Genomic DNA, 18,641 nt, shown 5'->3' on the forward strand with positions numbered 1-18,641 from the left:
GGCTCAGCCCTCCAGGGCTGCGGCTGCGGCCTCCTCCTCACGGGCGCGGCGGCGCATGAGTCGGATCTCCGACTCGAAGTCCTCCGCGGACTCGAAGGACTTGTACACCGAGGCGAAACGCAGGTAGGCCACCTCATCCAGGGCCCGGAGGGGTTCGAGGATGGCCAGTCCGATGTCGTTGGCATCCACCTGCGAACTGCCCTGGGAACGGACGATCTCCTCCACCTGCTGGGCCAGGCGTTTGAGTGCGTCGTCGGAGACGTCGCGGCCCTGGCAGGCGCGGCGCACACCCAGAATGACCTTGTCACGGCTGAAGGGTTCGGTGACGCCGTTGCGCTTGACCACCAGCAGCACGGCTTTCTCGATCGTGGTGAAACGCCCGCCGCATTTGGTGCACTCCCGGCGACGACGGATGGCGGTTCCCGCGTCGATGATGCGCGAATCGATGACTCTGGAATGGTCATGGTGGCAGAACGGGCAGTACACGGCGTGTCTTCAGTACCTTTCGGGGACGGGACCGGCAGAAATCACTGGCACTGATCCTACCCGCCGGGAGCGGTGGCCCTAACCGTTCCGCGGGATAACGGGGCGTTCCGCGACGGTCGGGTAGGCGGGGGTATCCTCCTCACCCGCCCCCACCAGGCAGGCGCTGGCCACCGCCAGACCCAGCAGGGCTCCGAGCAGATAGGTCAGGCCGGTCTCCCGGGGGCCGGTCTGCTGCTCCGTATGGTCGTTCCCCCACACCTCCATGACGTCCGCAGCGTCCCGCCCCTGCGTTCGAGGGCACGGACGGAGCGTTCGAACGTGCCGCTCGGCGGCGCTGCCCTCATTAAAGCCCGAGGGCTCCCACACGGCAGCGGTGGAGACACGGCTGCCACCACTGCCCTGGTCACTGTCACCTGCACTGGAACGGTTGCGGAAGGTGGTCATCACGGGACCCTTTCGTTGACTACGGCGAGAATATCGGGGACACCCAACAGATTCGAACAGAAACACCGTTCAGATGTTCGAACTAGATGGTATGTTCGATTTATAGCACCAGCCGGAAACTTTGTCCACGGAACCGGCAGATCAGTCGAACATCCGTACCAGAACGTGGTACACATGTATCAGGTGAATGGCACGCTGAGCGCGGACCATTCGAACAGTCGCCACCCGCACCACCGACCTCGTACCCAAGGAGCGAGTAAGGACCATGACCCGTAAGAGCAAAACCAGTAGTCCCACCCCTTCGGGCAAGCCCGATCCCGCCACCCTCTCGGACCGGCAGCGACGGATCCTGGAGGTCATCCGGGATGCCGTAGTGCTGCGCGGCTACCCGCCGAGCATCCGGGAGATCGGTGATGCAGCCGGCCTGCAGTCCACCTCCTCCGTGGCCTACCAGCTCAACCAGCTGGAGAAGAAGGGATTCCTGCGCCGCGACCCGAATAAGCCGCGCGCCGTGGATGTCCGCACCCTCCCCTCCACCGATATGGGCAAGAAGCCGGGCCGCCGCGCCGGCGCGAAGGGCCCCCAGGCGCCCGCCGGGGCCACGGCCGCGAACTTCATCCCGGTGGTCGGCCGGATCGCGGCCGGCTCCCCGATCCTGGCTGAGCAGGAGGTCGAGGAGTATTACCCGCTGCCGGCCGACCTGGTCGGCGACGGCGAGCTGTTCATGCTCCAGGTCGTCGGCGAGTCCATGAAGAACGCCGGCATCCTCGACGGCGACTGGGTGGTCGTGCGTTCCCAGCCGGTTGCCGAGCAGGGTGAGTTCGTCGCCGCACTCATCGACGGGGAGGCCACCGCGAAGGAGTTCCACAAGGATTCCACCGGCATCTGGCTGCTGCCCCATAATGAGGACTTTGCCCCTATCCCGGGTGACAAGGCCGAGATCATGGGCAAGATCGTCTCGGTGTTCCGCAAGCTCTGATGTGCATCGCCGGATCCGGGCAACCGGCACGGCAAAATCCCACATCATCCCACCGGAACGGACGGAGAGCAGTGGCGGACGGGCCCGGGGGTGGGCCCGTCCCCGCCCCTGGTTCCTCCCCCATTCCTACTGCTTGATCGGCGTTCCCTCCCCCGCTGCCCGTTATTTTGGAACAATGGCAGAAACAGACATTCCCCCACTGTCCGATGTCTTCCTGCGAGGCATCCGAGGAGGATCCATGTATGCAGAGGAACGCCGTCGACAGATCGCCTCCCTCACCGCCGTTGAAGGCCGGGTCAACGTCACTGAACTGGCCCATCGTTTCGACGTGACCGCCGAGACGATCCGCCGCGATCTCGCTGTGCTCGACAGGGAGGGGGTGGTGCACCGGGTCCATGGCGGAGCCGTCGCCAGCCAGAGCTTCCAGACCACCGAGTTCTCCCTCGATGCCCGGTTCCGTTCCGCCCCCACCGCCAAATCGGCGATCGCGCGCGCGGCCCTGCGCTTCCTGCCGGAACCCCACCGCGGTCTCTTCCTCGACTCCGGTTCCACCATCGGCACCCTGGCGGACCTCATCGCTGAGCAGCCCAACTCCGGCCAGTGGTCGATCGTGACCAACAGCCTGCCCATCTCACTGAACCTGGCCAACAAGGGACTGCGGGAGGTGCAGTTGCTCGGGGGTTCGGTCCGGGCCATCACCCAGGCCGTGGTCGGTGACACCGCCCTGCGGACACTGGCGCTCATGCGGGCGGACGTCGCCTTCATCGGTACCAATGCCCTGACCCTGGACCACGGCCTGTCGACCGCGGATGCCCAGGAGGCGGCCATCAAGTCAGCGATGGTGACCAATGCGCACAAGGTGGTCGTCCTCTGCGACTCCACCAAGCTGGGCACCGACTACCTGGTCAGTTTCGCCAGCATCAATGACATCGACGTCCTCATCACCGACTCCTCCGCCCCGGAGTCCTACCTGGCGAACCTGCGGGAGCGCGAGGTCGAGGTCATCATCGCCGACGACTGACCTCCCGCGCCCGGCCGTACGGGTCAGCCCAACAGGACCCGGCGGGCCGCCGCGCGTGCCTCATCCGGCCCTGCGGTCCCGAGGACCTCCTCGGCCGCCCGCTGGCAGGAGGCCAGATCCACCTCGGCCAGCTGCGCCCCGACCCCGGCCACCGCCGTCGCGGCCGCGGACAGGGAGGACACGCCCAGCCCGGTGAGCACGCACGCCAGCAGCGGATCTGCTGCCGCTTCACCACAGACACCGACGGGGGTGCTGGTGAGGGCACCGACCCGGCAGGTCTCCTGCACCAGGCGCAGCACCGCCGGTTGCCACGGGTCCGTGAGATAGGCCAGCTGTGGGGAGAGCCGGTCGGCGGCCATCGTGTACTGGGTGAGATCGTTGGTGCCGATGGAGACGAAGTCCAGGTGCGGCATCAGCTGGTCGGACATCAGGGCCGCGGCAGGCACTTCGACCATCGCTCCGGGGGTGAGTCCGCGGTCACGGCACAGGCCCGCGAACCACTCGGCCTCCTGTTCGGTGGCCACCATGGGCGCCATCACCCAGGTGGGGGCATCCTTGCTGCGTCCTTCGGCAGCCAGGGCAATGGCGTCGAGCTGGCGGGTCATCAACCCCTCGTTCTCCCGCGCGAGACGCAGGCCGCGCACGCCCAGGGCCGGGTTCTCCTCTTCGCTCAAGGTGGCGTAGGCGATGGGTTTGTCCGATCCCGCATCCAGGGTCCGGATGACCACCTTGGAGTCAGGGAAGGCCTCGAGGACCTTCCGGTAGACCGCTGCCTGCTCCTCGACGGTGGGTTCCGTGGAGGTCGACAAGAAGCTCAACTCGGTGCGGTAGAGGCCCACCCCCTCCACCTGAGCGTCGGCGGCGAGGCGGGCGGCGTTGCCGTCGGCGACGTTGGCCAGCAGCTGGACACGGTGGCCGTCCCTGGTCTGAGCGGGGCCCCGCCACTGGGCGATGACCGCGGCCCGCTCACGGAATTCGGCGAGGGCTGCGCGGGAGGAGGCCTCATCCGCGTTGCGGGTGACGGTGCCACGGGCGCCGTCGACAAGCACGACTTCGCCGGCGATGATCTCGCGTATCTTCTTCCCGGCGGCGACGATGCACGGCAGGTTCAGCTGGCGGGCGATGATGGCGGTGTGGCTGGTGGGTCCGCCGAGCTCGGTGACCAGGCCGACAACGTGGGAGGTGTCCAGGGTGGCGGTGTCGGCGGGCGAGAGATCGTCTGCGAAGAGGACGGCCTCGCCCTCGATGTCGGGCAGGCCGGGTTCCTCCTCGCCACGCAGCTCGGCGATGACGCGGTCGCGGATGTCCCGCAGGTCCGTGGTGCGCTCGGCCATCACTCCCCCGGCGGCCTCGAACATGTCGATGAACTTCTGGGTGGCGACGACGGTGGCGTATTCGGCGGGATGTCCGGAGCCGATGTTCTTCTTCACCCCCCGGCGCCAGCCGCGGTCCTTGACCATGCCCACGGTGGCGGTGAGCACCTCGGCGGCGGCCCCCTCCACGGTCTCCGCGCGGGCCGACAGGCGCCCAGCGACAGTGTCCGCGGCGGCGGTGAAGCGATCGAACTCGCTGTCGTGGGCGTCCTCGGCGATGGTCTGGCCGGCTTCCGGCAGGTCGGGCCGGGGGCGCACCCATACGGCCGGGGCATAGGCGATGCCGGCGACGACGCCGGTGCCCTTGAGGGATGCTGCTTCGGAGGTGCTGCGGGCAGATTCCATGAATCCTGAACTCCCATCTCACAGAACAAGGGTGGTGTGACCTCCAGAACACCACAGAATCCACCGTTTCGCAATGATCCGGGCAACCGCAATCCTTGACAATCGGACACGATCGGACAATAATCAGGTCACACAACCACATTGAATGTGACTTAGTTCATCATTTTCATAACGGAGCGTTGCCACCCCCTGAGACGAGCATGTGCCCGCCGACAACGCCATACGCTTGAGCCAGATCACGGCATCGGCCGGTTCCCGGCCGGGGTGCCGGGTGGTCCGGGGCCTGCGCCCCACCTGCAACCGCCATCCAGATTTTCCCGACCGGACAGGGAGCCGACAGTGATACTCACCTTGACACCGAACCCCAGCATCGACGCCACCATGCAGCTGGACTCAGAGCTGCGCCGCGGCCACGTGCAACGGCCGACCTCGATCACCCAGGTCGCCGGAGGCAAGGGCGTCAACGTCTCGCACGCGATGCTGCTCGCAGGGAAGCACACCCTGGCGGTCTTCCCCGCCGGCGGCAACGACCCCTTCGTGGCCCTGACCCGCCAGACCGAGATCCCCTTCCACGCGATCCCTGTTGAGGAGGGCGTGCGCATCAACGCCACCATCGCCGAACCTGACGGCACGACCACAAAGATCAACGGCCCCGGCGCAACCATCGACAACCGCGTCCGCAAGGTGGTCGAGGAGACCGTCACCCAGCTCTCAGCCAGCTCCTCATGGCTGGTCATGGCCGGTTCCCTGCCACCCGGGGTCCCCGTCGGCTGGTACACCGACCTCATCGCCACCGTGCGGGCCACCCACCCGGACCTGCCCATCGCGGTGGACACCTCGGATGCCGCGATCCGGGCGCTGGGCCAGGGGCTGGAGCGGGCCGCACCGACCCTGATCAAGCCGAACGGCCTGGAGTTGGGCCAGCTGGTCGACCGCGACGGGGAGGCACTGGAGGAGGCGGCCGCGGCCGGTGATTTCGAGGAGGTCGTCGCCGCCGCCCGGATGGTCATCCACCGGGGCATCGACGAGGTCCTGGTCACCCTGGGTGCCTCCGGGGCGGCTCTGGTCACCCGGGAGGGGGCCTGGTTCGCCACACCTCCGCCCGTCGAGGTCAGGTCCACCGTCGGGGCGGGCGACAGCTCGTTGGCCGGCTATCTCATTGCCCGGGCGGAGGGCGGCGGACCTGCCGACTGCCTCACCCGGGCGGTAGCCTACGGCACAGCTGCCACCGGGCTGCCAGGCACCACCATCCCGTCCCCTGCTCAACTGAATCTCACCGACACGCACGTGCGTGCCCTTTAAGACGCAGAGGTATCCCATGTCGATCATCACCACCGATCTGGTCCGTCTGGACGCAGACCTCGGGTCCACCACCACCGCTGTCATCACGGCCCTGGCCGGTCTCGTCCACGAGTCCGGCCGTGCCACCTCCGCCGCCCTGCTTGCCGACGCCGCCCTGGCCCGCGAGGCCCAGAACCCCACCGGAGTGCCGGGCAGGGTGGCCATCCCCCACTGCCGCTCCGCGGCCGTCACCGAGCCCACTCTGGCCTTCGCACGCCTGTCGCGGGCAGTGGATTTCGGCGGCCCGGACGGGGATGCTGACCTGGTCTTCCTCATCGCCGCCCCGGAGGGCGGGGGCAAGGCGCACCTGAAGATCCTGTCCAAACTCGCCCGCGCGCTCGTGCGCGGCGACTTCGTCGACCGGCTCCGCGCCGCAGGAACCCCGGCGGACATCGTTGCCGCGGTCTCGGAGGTGGTGGGTGAAGGGGGTGTCGAGAAGCAGGCCGAACCGCAACCGGAACAGGTGCCGGCCACCCCGGCCGGCGCACAGGTCACCCGGATCGTCGCCGTGACCGCCTGCCCCACCGGTATCGCGCACACCTACATGGCCGCTGACGCCCTCACCCAGACAGCGCAGGAGCGTGACGACGTTGAACTCGTCGTGGAGACCCAGGGTTCCTCCTCCACGAAGGCGATCGACCCGGAGAGCATCCGCAACGCCGACGCCGTCATCTTCGCCACCGATGTCGGGGTGCGCGACAGGGAACGCTTCGCCGGTAAACCCGTCATCGAATCCCCCGTCAAACGCGCCATCAACGAACCCGCGAAGATGATCGACGAGGCACTCGCCGCGGCCGCCAACCCCGGCGCCCGGCGCGTGGCGGCGGGACCGGCCGCCACGGAGAGCACCGAGCAGGCGGCGCAGCCGGGTTGGGCCCGCCGCATCCAGCAGGCCGTGATGACCGGCGTGTCCTACATGATCCCCTTCGTCGCCGCCGGTGGCCTGCTGCTGGCCCTCGGTTTCCTCGTGGGCGGTTATGACGTGGCCAACGGCTGGCAGGCCATCGCACTGCAGCACTCGCTGACCAACCTGCCCGGCAACGACGTGCTCGTGGACGGGGCGACGGTGACCTTCGACCGTTCGGGGCTGGGCCTGTATCTGGGTGCGGTGCTCTTCGCCACCGGTCAGATGGCGATGGGATTCATCGTCGCCGCGCTGTCGGGTTACACGGCCTTCGCCCTGGCCGGCCGTCCCGGTATCGCCCCCGGCTTCGTCGGTGGCGCCATCTCCGTGCTCGTCGGCGCCGGTTTCATCGGTGGTCTGGTCACGGGCATCCTCGCCGGTCTGGTGGCCTTGTGGATCGGCAACTGGAAGGTCCCGCGCGTGTTGTCCTCGCTCATGCCCGTGGTGATCATCCCGCTGCTGACCTCACTGTTCGTGGGGCTGGTCATGTTCCTCCTGCTGGGCCGCCCACTCGAGGACCTCATGACCGGCCTGACCGAGTGGCTGTCCTCCATGTCCGGTTCCTCCGCGGTGGTACTGGGTGTCATCCTCGGCCTGATGATGTGCTTCGACCTCGGCGGGCCGGTGAACAAGGCCGCCTACCTCTTCGCCACCGCCGGGCTGTCCACCGGTGATGAGTCCTCCATGCAGATCATGGCGGCGGTCATGGCCGCCGGCATGGTCCCGCCGATCGCCCTGTCCGTGGCCACCATCGTGCGCCAGAAACTGTTCACCCCCGCGGAACAGGAGAACGGCAAGTCCGCCTGGCTGCTGGGCCTGTCCTTCATCTCCGAGGGGGCGATCCCTTTCGCCGCCGCGGATCCGCTGCGCGTCATCCCCTCGATGATGGTCGGCGGTGCCGTCACGGGTGCCGTGTCCATGGGCCTGGGTGTGGGTTCCCGCGCCCCGCACGGCGGTGTGTTCGTGCTCTTCGCCATCGACCCGTGGTGGGGCTTCCTCCTGGCGATCATCGCCGGCACGGTCGTCTCGGCGATCGCGGTCATCGCGCTCAAGCAGTTCTGGCCCAACAAGGCCTCCCAGGCCATGGCAGCGGCCCCGGTCAGTGCCTAAGCTGGTCTCCAGCACCTGATAATCAACGAAAGGACCCCCACCCATGGCCTCCAAGACCGTCACCGTCGGCTCCGCAGTCGGCCTCCACGCCCGCCCCGCGGCCATCGTCGCCGATGCCGCCGGCGAGTACGACGACGAGATCCTGCTGACCCTGGTCGGCGACGAGGACGGCGAGGAGGCGGATGCCGCGTCCTCCCTCATGATCATGGCCCTCGGCGCCGAGAAGGGCGACCAGGTCACCATCACCTCGGACAACGCCGCAGCCGTGGAGAAGATCGCCGCCCTGATCGAAACCGATCTGGACGCCTCCTAGTCTCCCGCTGGCACCCTGGAATCACTGACGCCGCCCACCGTCTCCCGGTGGGCGGCGTCAGCTGTGCGCGGGGTGTGCCTGTTCAGGCGAGGGTGGCGTAGAGGTCGGTGATCATCTCCGCCGGGTCCGCCTCCGGGGTGGGCATGGTGACATATTCCTCCCAGAACACCGGCCCGGTCGGTCGCCCGAGGGAGCGGACGTGGTCGCTCAGTTCCTGCCAGGCCGCAGTCAGCCCGTCATAGGGGCCGGTGTGGCGCCGGACGAGCGCCTCGTGCTCCGGGATCCGGTGGACCAGATCGGGGTGCGCCGCGGTCAGCGCCTCCGCGTGCTCCTCGGCGACGGGGAATCCCCCGGCAATGTCAACGCTGTCGGTCAACGGGGAGAAGTAGTAGGCGCGGGCGGGACCTGCGGGTTCGGCGCCGACGGAACGGACCGCCCGGAGTGCGCGTGTGAAGGCGCCGTCGAAGTAACCGGTCATGTTGTCGGTGGGGATGGTCTCGCGGCTGGCCACGAGAATATGGGCGGGGACGGTGACTGTGGTGTGGTCGCTCATTCCCCCAGCCTAGAAGCCACGGCCTAGAACTTCGCGGTTTTTCCCTCACCGATGGTGGTGTAGAGCTTCTTCAGCACCGGGTAGGCGATGAGGATGCCGGCCGAGCCCCAGGCGATGCCCTCGAGCTCCACACCGAAGACAGTCAGAGTCAGGTTGCCCACCCCCGCAATGAGGGCGACCGCGGCGGCCGTGAGATTGACCGGGTTGTTGAAGTTGACGTTGTTGTCCTGCCAGATGCGCACACCCAGCATGCCGATGAGTCCGTAGAGCACGATCGTCGCCCCGCCGAGTACGCCGGCGGGGATGGTGAAGATCAGCGCCCCGAATTTCGGCACGAAAGCCAGGGCCACCGCGGTGAGGGCGGCGACCCAGTATGCGGCGGTGGAGTACACGCGGGTGGCGGCCATGACACCGATGTTCTCCGCGTAGGTCGTGGTACCCGAACCGCCGAAGGAACCGGCCAGCGTTGTGGCCAGACCGTCGGCGACCAGGGCGTCACCGGCCAGGTCATCGAGGTTGCGGCCGGTCATCTCACTGACCGCCTTGACGTGGCCGACGTTCTCCGCGATGAGGACGATGACCACCGGCAGGGTCACCAGGATCGCCGAGAGCTGGAACTGCGGGGACTGGAATTCCGGTAACCCGAACCAGGCGGCCTGCGCGATGGCGTCCCCGGTGCCCTCCGCGAGGTTGCCGGTCACCGCGGCGAAGGCCCAGCCGATGACCACGCCGATGAGGATACCCAGGCGGGCGACCATACCCCGGCCGGCGACGGTGGCCAGCACGATCGCCACCAGCGTCACGGTGGCCACCAGCGGCTGGGACTGGAAGTTGGTGGTGGCCACCGGGGCCAGGTTCAGACCGATGAGGGCGACGATCGCGCCCGTGACGGCCGGCGGCATGACCGCATCCAGGACCCGCCGCCCCGCGGCCTTGACCACGAATCCCACCGCCACCAGCACCAGACCCGCGACGAGCACGCCGCCGAGCTGGGCACCCATACCGTGCTGCTGGCTGGCCATGAGCGGGGCGATGAAGGCGAAGGAAGAACCCAGGTAGCTGGGCAGCCGGTTCCGGGTGATCAGCAGGAAGAGCATCGTGCCCAGACCGGAGAACAGCAGTGTCGTGTTGACGGGAAAACCCGTCAGGGTGGGCACCAGCAGGGTGGCGCCGAACATGGCGACCACGTGCTGCATGCCGATGCCGATGGTGCGGGGCCAGCTCAGCCGCTCCTCGGGGGCGACGACCGCGCCGGGGAGGATCCTCCGGCCGTCGCCGTGCACGGTCCAGCCGAACCGGCTGCGGGGCTCACTGGGGGTGTTGGTAGTCACGGCTCAACAGTAGTCCCCGGTACCCTGCCCCAGCGCGCGGGTGTCAGGACGCCTCGGGGGTGGTCTCCGGCTCGGGGTCGACGGTGAATTCCGCGAGTTCCGCGGCGAGGGACTGTGGCAGGCGGACGTCAATGAGCGTGCCTTCGCCGGTGTATTCCTCGGAGCGGACGGTGCCGTACTCGTGGAGGCGGGAGATGATGTCACCGCGGGTGAAGGGTACGAGCAGGACGAGGTGGGCGTCCAGCGAGTTGAGGAAGAGCTCGATGCGCGCCTCCAGCTCGGGGATTCCCTCCCCCGTCATCGCGGAGACGTACACGGCCTTCTCGACGGTGTGCCGCAGTTCGGCCAGCACCAGGGGGTCCGCCTGGTCGATCTTGTTCACCACGATCAACTCCGGCGGGGCCTGCTCCCCGGTCTCCTTGACGATGTCGTAGATGACCTTGTTCACCGCCTCGATCTGTTTGAGGGGGAACGGGTCGGAGCCGTCGACCACATGCAGCACCAGATCCGCGGCGAGCACCTCCTCCAGGGTCGATTTGAATGCCTCGACCAGCTGGGTGGGCAGGTGGCGGACGAAGCCGACGGTGTCGGTGAAGACGACGGCGCGGCCGTCGGCCAGCTCGGCACGGCGGGTCGTGGGGTCCAGGGTGGCGAACAGGGCGTCCTCCACCAGCACACCCGCACCGGTCAGTGCGTTGATGAGGGAGGATTTTCCGGCGTTGGTGTAACCGGCGATGGCGATCTGCGGGATCGTCGAGGACTGGCGGCGCTGGCGTTTGATCTCCCGGGCAGTCTTCATACCGGAGAGTTCGCGGCGCAGTTTGGCCATCTCCTGGCGCAGCCGGCGGCGGTCGGCCTCGATCCGGGTCTCACCCGGACCACGCAGACCCACACCGCCGTTGGAACCTGCCCGGCCACCGGCCTGGCGCGAGAGGTTGCCGCCCCAGCCGCGCACGCGGGTGTAGAGGTACTCCATCTGGGCCAGCGAGACCTGGGCCTTGCCCTCCTTCGACTTCGCGTGCTGGGCGAAGATGTCGAGGATGAGCATGGTGCGGTCGATGACCTTGGTGTTCAGCGTGGTCTCCAGCGCGACGAGCTGACCGGGTGAGAGCTCACCGTCGCAGATGACGGTGTCGGCGTCGGTCGCTGCGATGATCTCCTTGAGCTCCTGGACCTTGCCGGAGCCGATGTAGGTGCCCGGGTCCGGCTTGTCGCGGCGCTGGTAGAGCATCTCGAGGACCTCTGCGCCGGCGGTCTCCGCCAGGGCAGAGAGTTCCGCCATGTTGGCCTCGACCTCGGAGACGGTCCCCTCGGTCCACACACCGACGAGGATCACCTGCTCCAGGCGGAGCCTGCGGTACTCGACCTCGGTGATGTCCTCGGTGTCGGTCGCCCGGATCTCGGTGTCCCGGGTGACGCGGCGGAAGCGGTTGCGTTCCGCCAGATCCAGCTCACCGGTGGTGGGGGTGAGCAGGCCGGACAGGTCCGTGCCGGGGTCCTCCGGCAGCTGCGGCTGCGGCGTGTTGTCGCGGAAGGCGCGGGCCAGCAGGTCGTCGTGGTCTCGGTCGTTCTCAGAAACATCAGTCATTGACAACCATTGTCCCACGTCATGTCAACCAACTCCACCACCGGCACTCACGCAGGAATTCGACCGTCACCGTCCGGAGGCTTAGACTGGGCAACCATGAGCACCGACCTGAAGAGCATCGGCCTGGGATTCGACCGTTGGCAGGACGCCGTCGAAGCCGCCATCGCCACCAACCAGCTGGTCGTCACCGGTGAGATCCGTGACGGGCAGCTGATCCAGTACACGGACGCCTCCGGCGCACAGATCAACATTCTCGCCGTCGAACCGTTCGCGACGTTCGCCGGCTTCGAGTCGGTCACCCAGACCTTCGCCCACATCAGCATGGTCAACGATGTCCTCGCCTTCTGCGAGGTCGTCGACCCCAACGGCACCGTGCTGACCTCGATCACCTGCAACCTCTCCCAGGGCCCCCTGCTTGTCGACGCACCGACGCAGTCCTGGCAGCAGGTCGGAGTCACCGCCCTGGCCCTCGACGTGCAGACCTACGAGTCCCCGGAGGCCTACGAGGCCGCCACCGGCGAGGTCCTGGGCCTGCTGGTCTCCGAGGGTGCCCAGCTGGTCGCCGCCGGTTCCGGTGCGGCCGTCCCGGATGCCGCGGCCACCTTCTCCGCCCGCGTGCTGGAGGCTGAGTACCGCAACAACCAGCTCACCGGGCAGCGTTTCATCCACGCGACCGTCGACGGGGCCTTCCCCTTCGACGTCTGCCTGGTGGATGCCCCGGAGCTGCCGCAGAAGAACTCCGTCATCGCCGGTACCGCGATGCTCACCGCCTCCGTCCTCTCCCCCATCTCGGGCGGCGGCTGCGGAGGGTGCGGCAGTAGCTGCGGCTGCGGCGGCCACTAGAGGGGGTCTGACATGCCGGACAGGATGATGGTGCCGCTGGAACCGCAACGACGGTGGTGGATCCTGCTGATCATCGTGATCAGCATCCTGCTCATCCTGGCCATCCTGCGGGTGCAGGGGCTGCTGCTGATCCTGCCCATCGCGGTGATTGCGGTCCTGGTGGTGGGCAAACGCCCCGACACCTCAGAGACCCGTGCCCTGCGTTCCTCGATCGCCCTGTCCTCCGAGGACATCCAGGACGTCATCGTCGAGTTCGAGAAGTTCTCCTCCTCACCGGAGGCCGAATACATGGCCGACCGCACCCTCACCCGACCGGCGCTCCTGGACCCTGACTGCCCCGATCCCGATATCGAGGCCTTCCGTCACGAGTACGCCACAGCCCGCCGCTTCCTGGGTCGGCTGGAGGCCCGGCTGACCAAGAACCACCTGGACATTCCCCAGCTGGAGTCCCTGCTCAAGGTAACTGACCAGCGGGCCCTGGAGATCCGGGAGGCGTGGATCGCCGCCCGGCAGGCGGCCCAGCGTCTCGGCCCGGACTACTGACGCCCCCCACCGCCCAGCGCGGCCAGCTCCACCTCACCGGTGGCGATGATCCGCGACGGCCCGGTCAGGGTGGAGGTCCCGTCCCCGATCTCCACCACCACGTGCCCTCCGGGGATGTGCACTGTGACCGTCCCCGCCGCCAGGCCGGCGTCCGCCAGGGCAGCACGCGCCGCGGCCACCGTCCCGGTGCCGCAGGAGCGGGTCTCCCCCACCCCGCGTTCGTGGACGCGCATGTGCACCTGTCCCTGCTGCAGCGGGGTGCTGATCTCCACGTTGACCCCGTGGGGGAAGAAGGCGCGGTCGTAGTCCGGCTCGGGCAGCTCCATCCCCGCCAGTGCGGCCGTGTCCAGACCGGGCAGCACGCAGGCCAGGTGGGGGTTACCCAGGTCCACGCCCAGGCCGGCGATGTGCCGGTCGCCCAGCCGCGCGGTGGACACCCCGGTCACCTCGGCGGGGCCCATGTCCACCGTCACGGTGGCTGCCGTCAGGGTGCAGCCGTGCACGCGGACGCGGCGTTCCCCGGCGCGGGTGCCCACGGTGAAGTCGTCCGTGTCCACCAGTCCGCGGGAGCGCAACCAGTGGGCGAAGACGCGCACCCCGTTGCCGCACATCTCCGCGACCGAGCCGTCGGCGTTGCGGTAGTCCATGAACCACCGCCCGTCACGCGGGGCGGCACGCAGGACACCGTCCGCCCCGAGTCCTGACCGGCGGTCACACAGGGCCCGGACCTGGGCGGGGTCCGGGTTGAAGGTGCTTGGGAGGATGAGGAAGTCGTTCTCGGTGCCGTGTCCCTTGGCGAAGGGGATGGGGTTCACCGGAGGAATTCCAGTGCCTGCTCCGCCGGGTCCGCGGCGGCGTCGAACCAGGTGATGCGGGAGTCCCGGTTGAACCAGGAACGTTGGCGCCGCACATAGCGGCGGGTGCCGGTGATGGTGCGTTCCACCGCCTCCTCCCAGCTCAGCTCCCCGGCGCGGGCGGCCAGGACCTGGGCGTAACCGATGGCCCGTCCCGCGGTGGAATCGGCGGTCAGGCCCTTGTCCGCCACGAGGTGGTCGACCTCCCCGACGAGTCCGCGGTCGAACATCTGGCGGGTGCGCAGCTCGATGCGGGGGTTGAGCCATTCCGGGTCGGTGCGCAGTCCGAGGATGCGGGTGCCCCAGCGTGGCGGGGCGTTCTTCGGCGGCTGGGAGGCCTGGAAGGGTTGTCCGGTCAGTTCGATGACCTCGAGGGCGCGGACGGTGCGGCGGGGGTCCTTGTCCTCGATGACTGCTGCCGCGGCGGGGTCCACCTCGGCCAGTTCGGCATGGAGGGCATCCACGCCGATCTCGGTCAGGCGGGCCGCCCAGCGGGCACGGACGGCCGGGTCGGTGGGCGGGAACCGCCAGTCGTCGACGAGTGACTGGACGTAGAGCATGGAACCGCCGACCAGGATGGGCACCCGACCGCGGGCCAGGATGTCCGCCACGTCGGCGACGGCCTCCGCCTGGTAGCGGGCCACCGAGGCGGTCTCGGTGACATCGAGGACGTCGAGCTGGTGGTGCGGGATCCCCTCGCGTTCCTCGACGCTCAGCTTGGCGGTGCCGATGTCCATGCCGCGGTAGAGCTGCATGGAGTCGACGTTGACCACCTCGCCGCCGAGTTCGTGGGCCAGACGCAGGCCGAGGGCGGATTTCCCGGAGGCGGTGGGGCCGACCACCGCGATGGGCCGGATCAGATCTGCCATGCCGCCACGTACCTTCCGACTCCGTGGGAGGTGTCCGCCGCCACCAGTTCCGCCCGCTGCGGTGACAGCGCTGCCAGTTCCAGCCACAGTTCCGGTTCCAGCACGCCGGCCTCCGCCAGGAAGCCGCTGTCCACGGTCCCATGGCCGGCGAGCAGGTCGCGGCACCACTGGTCTGCCTCGGGGCCGCGCTCAAGCAGCGTCAGCGGGGCGCGCGGGGTCAGTCCTGCGCTGCCGTCGACCGCCACGAGGGTCAGGGCGGCCGGGTCGGGCACCCCCAGCTCCCCCCGGACCGATCGGATGGCACTGGCCCGTTCCCCCAGGACGTGGCGCTGCACCAGTTCCGGAAGGTGTCGCCCGGCACCCACCTCCACCTGCGGGGCGCCCCACGCCCGGAAGGAACCCGCCGCCCCGGTCTCCCAGCGCGGGGAGCGCGAACCGACCAGGTGGATGGGGCGGGGGCCGGCGGCGTCGATAAGCGAGCGGACAGCGGCCACGATGCGCCGGCCGACCACATCAGCGGGGGCGAGGTCGGGGACCAGGGCGGGCCCGGCGGGCATGACGACAAGGTTGATGCTCACCCGGGACATCCTACTGGCTCGTGCTCACACTCCCGAAGCGTGCGCGGTATGTTTGTTGGAGCACAATTGGCAGCCGTGTCGCGCGGCATGACGACCAGTAAAGGACCCCCGACATGACCAACTCCCCGACGCCTTCCCCGACGCCCGGCCCGAAGCCAGGACCCCGGCCCGGGCCGAAGCCGGGACCCCTCCCGGGGGTCGGTTCCCGTCCCACCCCCTCCCCGCGGCCGGCAGCCCCCGCTGTCGTCCGCCCGGTGAAGAATGACCCTGCCAAATGGGGCCGCATCGACGCCGACGGCACGGTGTACGTGAAGACCGCGGACGGCGAACGCGAGATCGGATCCTGGCAGGCCGGCACCCCGGAGGAGGGACTCGCCCACTACGGCACCCGCTTCGACGACCTGGCCACCGAGGTGGAGCTGCTGGAGACCCGCCTGAGCGCACACCCCGACGATGCGAACGCCATCAAGGAGACCGCCGCCCAGCTGCGCGAGACACTGCCCACGGCCGCCGCCATCGGTGACCTCACCGCCCTGGACAAGCGCCTGGTCACCATCATGGAGCACTCCGAGGCCGCCGGTGAACAGGCCAGGGCGGACCGCGCACGACGCCGCGAGCAGGCCATCGCCCGCAAGGAGGCGCTGGCCGGTGAGGCTGAGGAACTCGCCGAGAACTCCACCGACTGGAAGCCCGCCGGCGACCGGCTCCGCGCCATCCTCGATGAGTGGAAGACCATCCGCGGCATCGACCGCAGGACCGACGACACCCTGTGGAAGCGCTACTCCCGCGCCCGGGATGCGTTCAATCGCCGCCGCGGCTCCCACTTCGCTGAACTCGACCGGGGCCGTGCCGCCGCCCGCCGTGCCAAGGAAGCCCTGGTGGAACGTGCCGAGGCCATCAAGGACTCCACCGACTGGAACGAGACCGCACGCGCATTCCGAGACCTGATGAAGGAGTGGAAGGCCGCCGGCCGCGCCCCGCGCGAGGTCGACGACAAGCTGTGGGATGCCTTCCGCGGCGCCCAGGACCACTTCTTCAACGCCCGCAACGCGGTGACCGCCGAGCGGGACAAGGAGTTCGTCGCCAACGCCGAGGCGAAGGACAACCTGCTCGCCGAGTACGACGCCCAGATCGACCCCGCCAAGGACCTGGAGGGTGCCCGGGCGAAGCTGCGTGACCTGCAGGAAAAATGGGAGGAGATCGGCTATGTCCCGCGCGGCCAGGTCCGCGAGTACGAGGACAGGATCGCCGCGGTGGAGAAGCGCGTCGCCGACGCCGAGGAATCCCAGTGGCGCCGCACCGACCCGGAGGCGCAGGCACGCGCCAACCAGTTCCTGGTCAAGGTCGAGGAGTTCACCACCCAGGCCGAGGCCGCCGAGGCCAAGGGCAACGCCACGAAGGCCGCGCAGCTGCGCGACCAGGCCGCCCAGTGGCAGGAATGGGCCGACGCCGCGGTGAAGGCCGTCGAGGACCTGTAATTGCGTTTCCTCCCTGTTGATCGGCCGGTTCCGGGAACGGAACCGGCCGATGCCGTCCGCAACCTCGTCTTCCTGGCCAACCTCGCCGCCCAGGAAACCACCGGCGACACCGCCTCCTCCACCTCGGTGGAACGGGTCCAGCACCGCCTGCGCGGCTCCGTGGAATACGACACCCTCGCCTTCGCGCTCGAGCTCGACCCCGAGGATGACTACGCCGGTTATCTCCTGGTGAGCACTCCCCTGCTTGAGGACACCCATGTCGTGGAGGCGGAGGTCATCCTCGACGCCGGATACCTCCCGCTGCCCGGTCATCCTCTCTCCCCTGAGTCGCACGAGGTGCTGGACCTGCTCTACGCGGAGGCGGAGGCCATCGCAGCCCGTCTCGGCCGGTCCACGGTCCAGACGTGGCTGCTGCACCCCGCCACGGAGGCACCCGGTGACGGCGACTGGGCCGGGCTGCTGCGCGGCCGCGGATACGAACTCGGCCTCACCGAGATCCAAGGGGTCGTCTCCGTGGAGGTGCCCGCGCCGGACTGGCCTCCGACACTGCGTATCGACGTCGTGCGCAACCTCGCCTTCCCCACCCCGCTCCTCGACGGCGTACTCGCCCTCTACCGGCAGGCCTCCCTCGACGTACCCACCGGTGGGCTGGACGCCGGGGAGGTGGACTGGACCCCGCAGCGGCTGGCGGCCGCCGCGCGCCGGGTGGTGAACACCGGCCGGGAGATGGTCAGCGTGGTCCTCTCCGATGCGGACGGGGTTATCGGGGTCAGTGAGATCACCCGTTTCCCCGGCTCGGAACCGGAGGTCGCTGAACAGGGTCTCACCGTCATCGCCCCCAGGGCCCGGGGTCGCGGGCTGGGTCTGGCCATCAAACGCGAGGTGCTCCGGCAGGCCGCCGCGGCCCTGCCCGGTGTGAAGCGGGTCTACACGTCAAACGCCACCGCCAACACCTGGATGATCGGGATCAACAGGCAGCTGGGGTGGCGTGTGGTCAGCGGGGGTTCGGGCTGGCAGCTCCGGCTCTAGCTCTGCGGATCGGCCTGCGGCCGGTGCCGTTCGGAGGCCCGGGCCCGGCGATCGTCCTGCAGCAGCGGGTTCGTGTCCGCCGAGAAATTCGCGTTCTGCTGCATGCGGCCCACCTCGTCGAGCGGATCGGCCTGCGCCCGGGCCCGGGCGATCTCCGCCTGCTCCGGGCTGCGTCGCAGCACCACGAAGGCGAAGCCGAGGAAGGCCAGGCCCACCGCGAGCAGGGAGAGCCAGAAACCGATGTTCATCTCCACCCCGTCCTCGGCGGTGGGGCGGGTCTGGCGCAGCCAGACCGCGAAGATCGAGTAGGCGAAGCCCACGGTGGTGAACATCCAGGCCAGCGAGGCCAGCGCCGTGCGGCGGGTGATCAGCACCAGGGTGCTCAGTACCCCGACACCCAGGAAGACGAGGATGGAGTAGACGTACTCGGTGATCTTGATGCCGGCCTCCCGGGCCGGCTCGAGCTGGAGCAGCACCTCGTAGCCCCGGACCTGGCCCGCCTGGGGCAGGACCAGGGAGACCACGTAGAGGGCGAGCGCGGCGACAAGCAGCCAGAACTGCTTACCCAGGTACACCCGGGCGGAGGCACGCTTCTCCCGGGCGGCGAGATCGGTGCTGGTGGGTTCACTCACGGTGGTGGTCTTCTCCTCAGGATCAAC

The 18,641-nt window shown here is 68.8% G+C and carries 19 protein-coding genes; 9 read left to right on the forward strand and 10 right to left on the reverse strand.

The window, feature by feature from the left end:
• Nucleotides 1–3: 3 nt before the first annotated feature.
• Together nrdR and NYP18_RS05750 are read right to left on the reverse strand one after the other, a co-directional pair.
• Nucleotides 4–486 carry a transcriptional regulator NrdR gene (gene nrdR, locus NYP18_RS05745; RefSeq protein WP_259427215.1) on the reverse strand — a complete coding sequence of 161 codons (483 nt, stop codon included), beginning with the start codon at nucleotides 484–486 and terminating at the stop codon, nucleotides 4–6.
• Between the two features lie 78 nt (nucleotides 487–564).
• Nucleotides 565–930, reverse strand: a complete 366-nt coding sequence (locus tag NYP18_RS05750) for a hypothetical protein (RefSeq protein ID WP_259427216.1) — start codon at nucleotides 928–930, stop codon at nucleotides 565–567.
• Between the two features lie 265 nt (nucleotides 931–1,195).
• On the opposite strand from NYP18_RS05750, the gene lexA reads away from it, so the two are divergent.
• The gene (lexA, locus tag NYP18_RS05755) at nucleotides 1,196–1,909 is read left to right on the forward strand and encodes a transcriptional repressor LexA (protein ID WP_259427217.1); all 714 of its coding nucleotides are present in this window, start codon (nucleotides 1,196–1,198) and stop codon (nucleotides 1,907–1,909) included.
• Between the two features lie 238 nt (nucleotides 1,910–2,147).
• Nucleotides 2,148–2,930 carry a transcriptional regulator SugR gene (gene sugR, locus NYP18_RS05760; RefSeq protein WP_259427218.1) on the forward strand — a complete coding sequence of 261 codons (783 nt, stop codon included), beginning with the start codon at nucleotides 2,148–2,150 and terminating at the stop codon, nucleotides 2,928–2,930.
• Between the two features lie 23 nt (nucleotides 2,931–2,953).
• Here the strand turns inward: sugR and ptsP are convergent, their stop codons facing one another.
• Complete coding sequence (ptsP, locus tag NYP18_RS05765) at nucleotides 2,954–4,648, reverse strand: phosphoenolpyruvate--protein phosphotransferase (protein WP_259427219.1); 1,695 nt, start codon at nucleotides 4,646–4,648, stop codon at nucleotides 2,954–2,956.
• 339 nt (nucleotides 4,649–4,987) lie between these two features.
• Here ptsP and NYP18_RS05770 point away from each other — a divergent pair, with 339 nt between their 5' ends.
• Genes NYP18_RS05770 through NYP18_RS05780 form a run of 3 tightly spaced genes read left to right on the forward strand, consistent with a single transcriptional unit; the run spans nucleotide 4,988 to nucleotide 8,316 of the window.
• The gene (locus NYP18_RS05770) at nucleotides 4,988–5,950 is read left to right on the forward strand and encodes a 1-phosphofructokinase family hexose kinase (RefSeq protein ID WP_259427220.1); all 963 of its coding nucleotides are present in this window, start codon (nucleotides 4,988–4,990) and stop codon (nucleotides 5,948–5,950) included.
• A 16-nt stretch (nucleotides 5,951–5,966) separates the two neighbouring features.
• Nucleotides 5,967–8,003 (forward strand): PTS fructose transporter subunit IIABC, encoded by a 2,037-nt coding sequence (locus NYP18_RS05775; protein WP_259427221.1) that lies wholly within the window; start codon nucleotides 5,967–5,969, stop codon nucleotides 8,001–8,003.
• Nucleotides 8,004–8,046: 43 nt separating this feature from the next.
• Nucleotides 8,047–8,316: an HPr family phosphocarrier protein gene (locus NYP18_RS05780; RefSeq protein WP_126121496.1), complete on the forward strand. Its 270-nt coding sequence runs from the start codon at nucleotides 8,047–8,049 to the stop codon at nucleotides 8,314–8,316.
• Between the two features lie 82 nt (nucleotides 8,317–8,398).
• Here NYP18_RS05780 and NYP18_RS05785 read toward each other — a convergent pair whose 3' ends face one another.
• From NYP18_RS05785 to hflX, 3 genes are read right to left on the reverse strand one after another with little or no spacing between them, the layout of a single operon-like run.
• Entirely contained in the window at nucleotides 8,399–8,869 is a 471-nt protein-coding gene (locus NYP18_RS05785) for a GyrI-like domain-containing protein (RefSeq protein WP_259427222.1), read from the reverse strand.
• Nucleotides 8,870–8,892: 23 nt separating this feature from the next.
• A complete protein-coding gene (locus NYP18_RS05790) occupies nucleotides 8,893–10,200 on the reverse strand; it encodes a uracil-xanthine permease family protein (RefSeq protein WP_259427223.1) in 1,308 nt (435 codons plus the stop codon).
• A gap of 43 nt (nucleotides 10,201–10,243) precedes the next feature.
• Nucleotides 10,244–11,788: a GTPase HflX gene (gene hflX, locus NYP18_RS05795; RefSeq protein WP_259427224.1), complete on the reverse strand. Its 1,545-nt coding sequence runs from the start codon at nucleotides 11,786–11,788 to the stop codon at nucleotides 10,244–10,246.
• A gap of 96 nt (nucleotides 11,789–11,884) precedes the next feature.
• Here hflX and NYP18_RS05800 point away from each other — a divergent pair, with 96 nt between their 5' ends.
• Entirely contained in the window at nucleotides 11,885–12,631 is a 747-nt protein-coding gene (locus NYP18_RS05800; protein ID WP_259427225.1) for a hypothetical protein, read from the forward strand.
• Nucleotides 12,632–12,643: 12 nt separating this feature from the next.
• Entirely contained in the window at nucleotides 12,644–13,174 is a 531-nt protein-coding gene (locus NYP18_RS05805) for a hypothetical protein (protein WP_259427226.1), read from the forward strand.
• On the opposite strand, the gene dapF is transcribed toward NYP18_RS05805, so the two are convergent.
• Genes dapF through NYP18_RS05820 form a run of 3 tightly spaced genes read right to left on the reverse strand, consistent with a single transcriptional unit; the run spans nucleotide 13,168 to nucleotide 15,484 of the window.
• Nucleotides 13,168–13,980 (reverse strand): diaminopimelate epimerase, encoded by an 813-nt coding sequence (gene dapF, locus NYP18_RS05810; RefSeq protein ID WP_259427439.1) that lies wholly within the window; start codon nucleotides 13,978–13,980, stop codon nucleotides 13,168–13,170. The genes NYP18_RS05805 and dapF overlap by 7 nt on opposite strands.
• Before the next feature lie 5 nt (nucleotides 13,981–13,985).
• Entirely contained in the window at nucleotides 13,986–14,888 is a 903-nt protein-coding gene (miaA, locus tag NYP18_RS05815; RefSeq protein WP_259427440.1) for a tRNA (adenosine(37)-N6)-dimethylallyltransferase MiaA, read from the reverse strand.
• Nucleotides 14,885–15,484: a hypothetical protein gene (locus NYP18_RS05820; RefSeq protein ID WP_439648057.1), complete on the reverse strand. Its 600-nt coding sequence runs from the start codon at nucleotides 15,482–15,484 to the stop codon at nucleotides 14,885–14,887. Before NYP18_RS05820 ends, miaA begins: the two co-directional genes overlap by 4 nt.
• 104 nt (nucleotides 15,485–15,588) lie before the next feature.
• Here NYP18_RS05820 and NYP18_RS05825 point away from each other — a divergent pair, with 104 nt between their 5' ends.
• Entirely contained in the window at nucleotides 15,589–16,953 is a 1,365-nt protein-coding gene (locus NYP18_RS05825; RefSeq protein WP_259427228.1) for a DUF349 domain-containing protein, read from the forward strand.
• Nucleotides 16,954–17,982: a GNAT family N-acetyltransferase gene (locus NYP18_RS05830; RefSeq protein ID WP_259427229.1), complete on the forward strand. Its 1,029-nt coding sequence runs from the start codon at nucleotides 16,954–16,956 to the stop codon at nucleotides 17,980–17,982.
• On the opposite strand, the gene NYP18_RS05835 is transcribed toward NYP18_RS05830, so the two are convergent.
• Nucleotides 17,979–18,614 carry an Rv2732c family membrane protein gene (locus tag NYP18_RS05835; protein WP_259427230.1) on the reverse strand — a complete coding sequence of 212 codons (636 nt, stop codon included), beginning with the start codon at nucleotides 18,612–18,614 and terminating at the stop codon, nucleotides 17,979–17,981. The two genes, NYP18_RS05830 and NYP18_RS05835, sit on opposite strands and share 4 nt — an antisense overlap.
• Nucleotides 18,615–18,641 lie beyond the last annotated feature (27 nt).

Origin of the sequence: Corynebacterium lemuris (assembly GCF_024919295.1) — a bacterium.
GTDB lineage: Bacteria > Actinomycetota > Actinomycetes > Mycobacteriales > Mycobacteriaceae > Corynebacterium > Corynebacterium lemuris.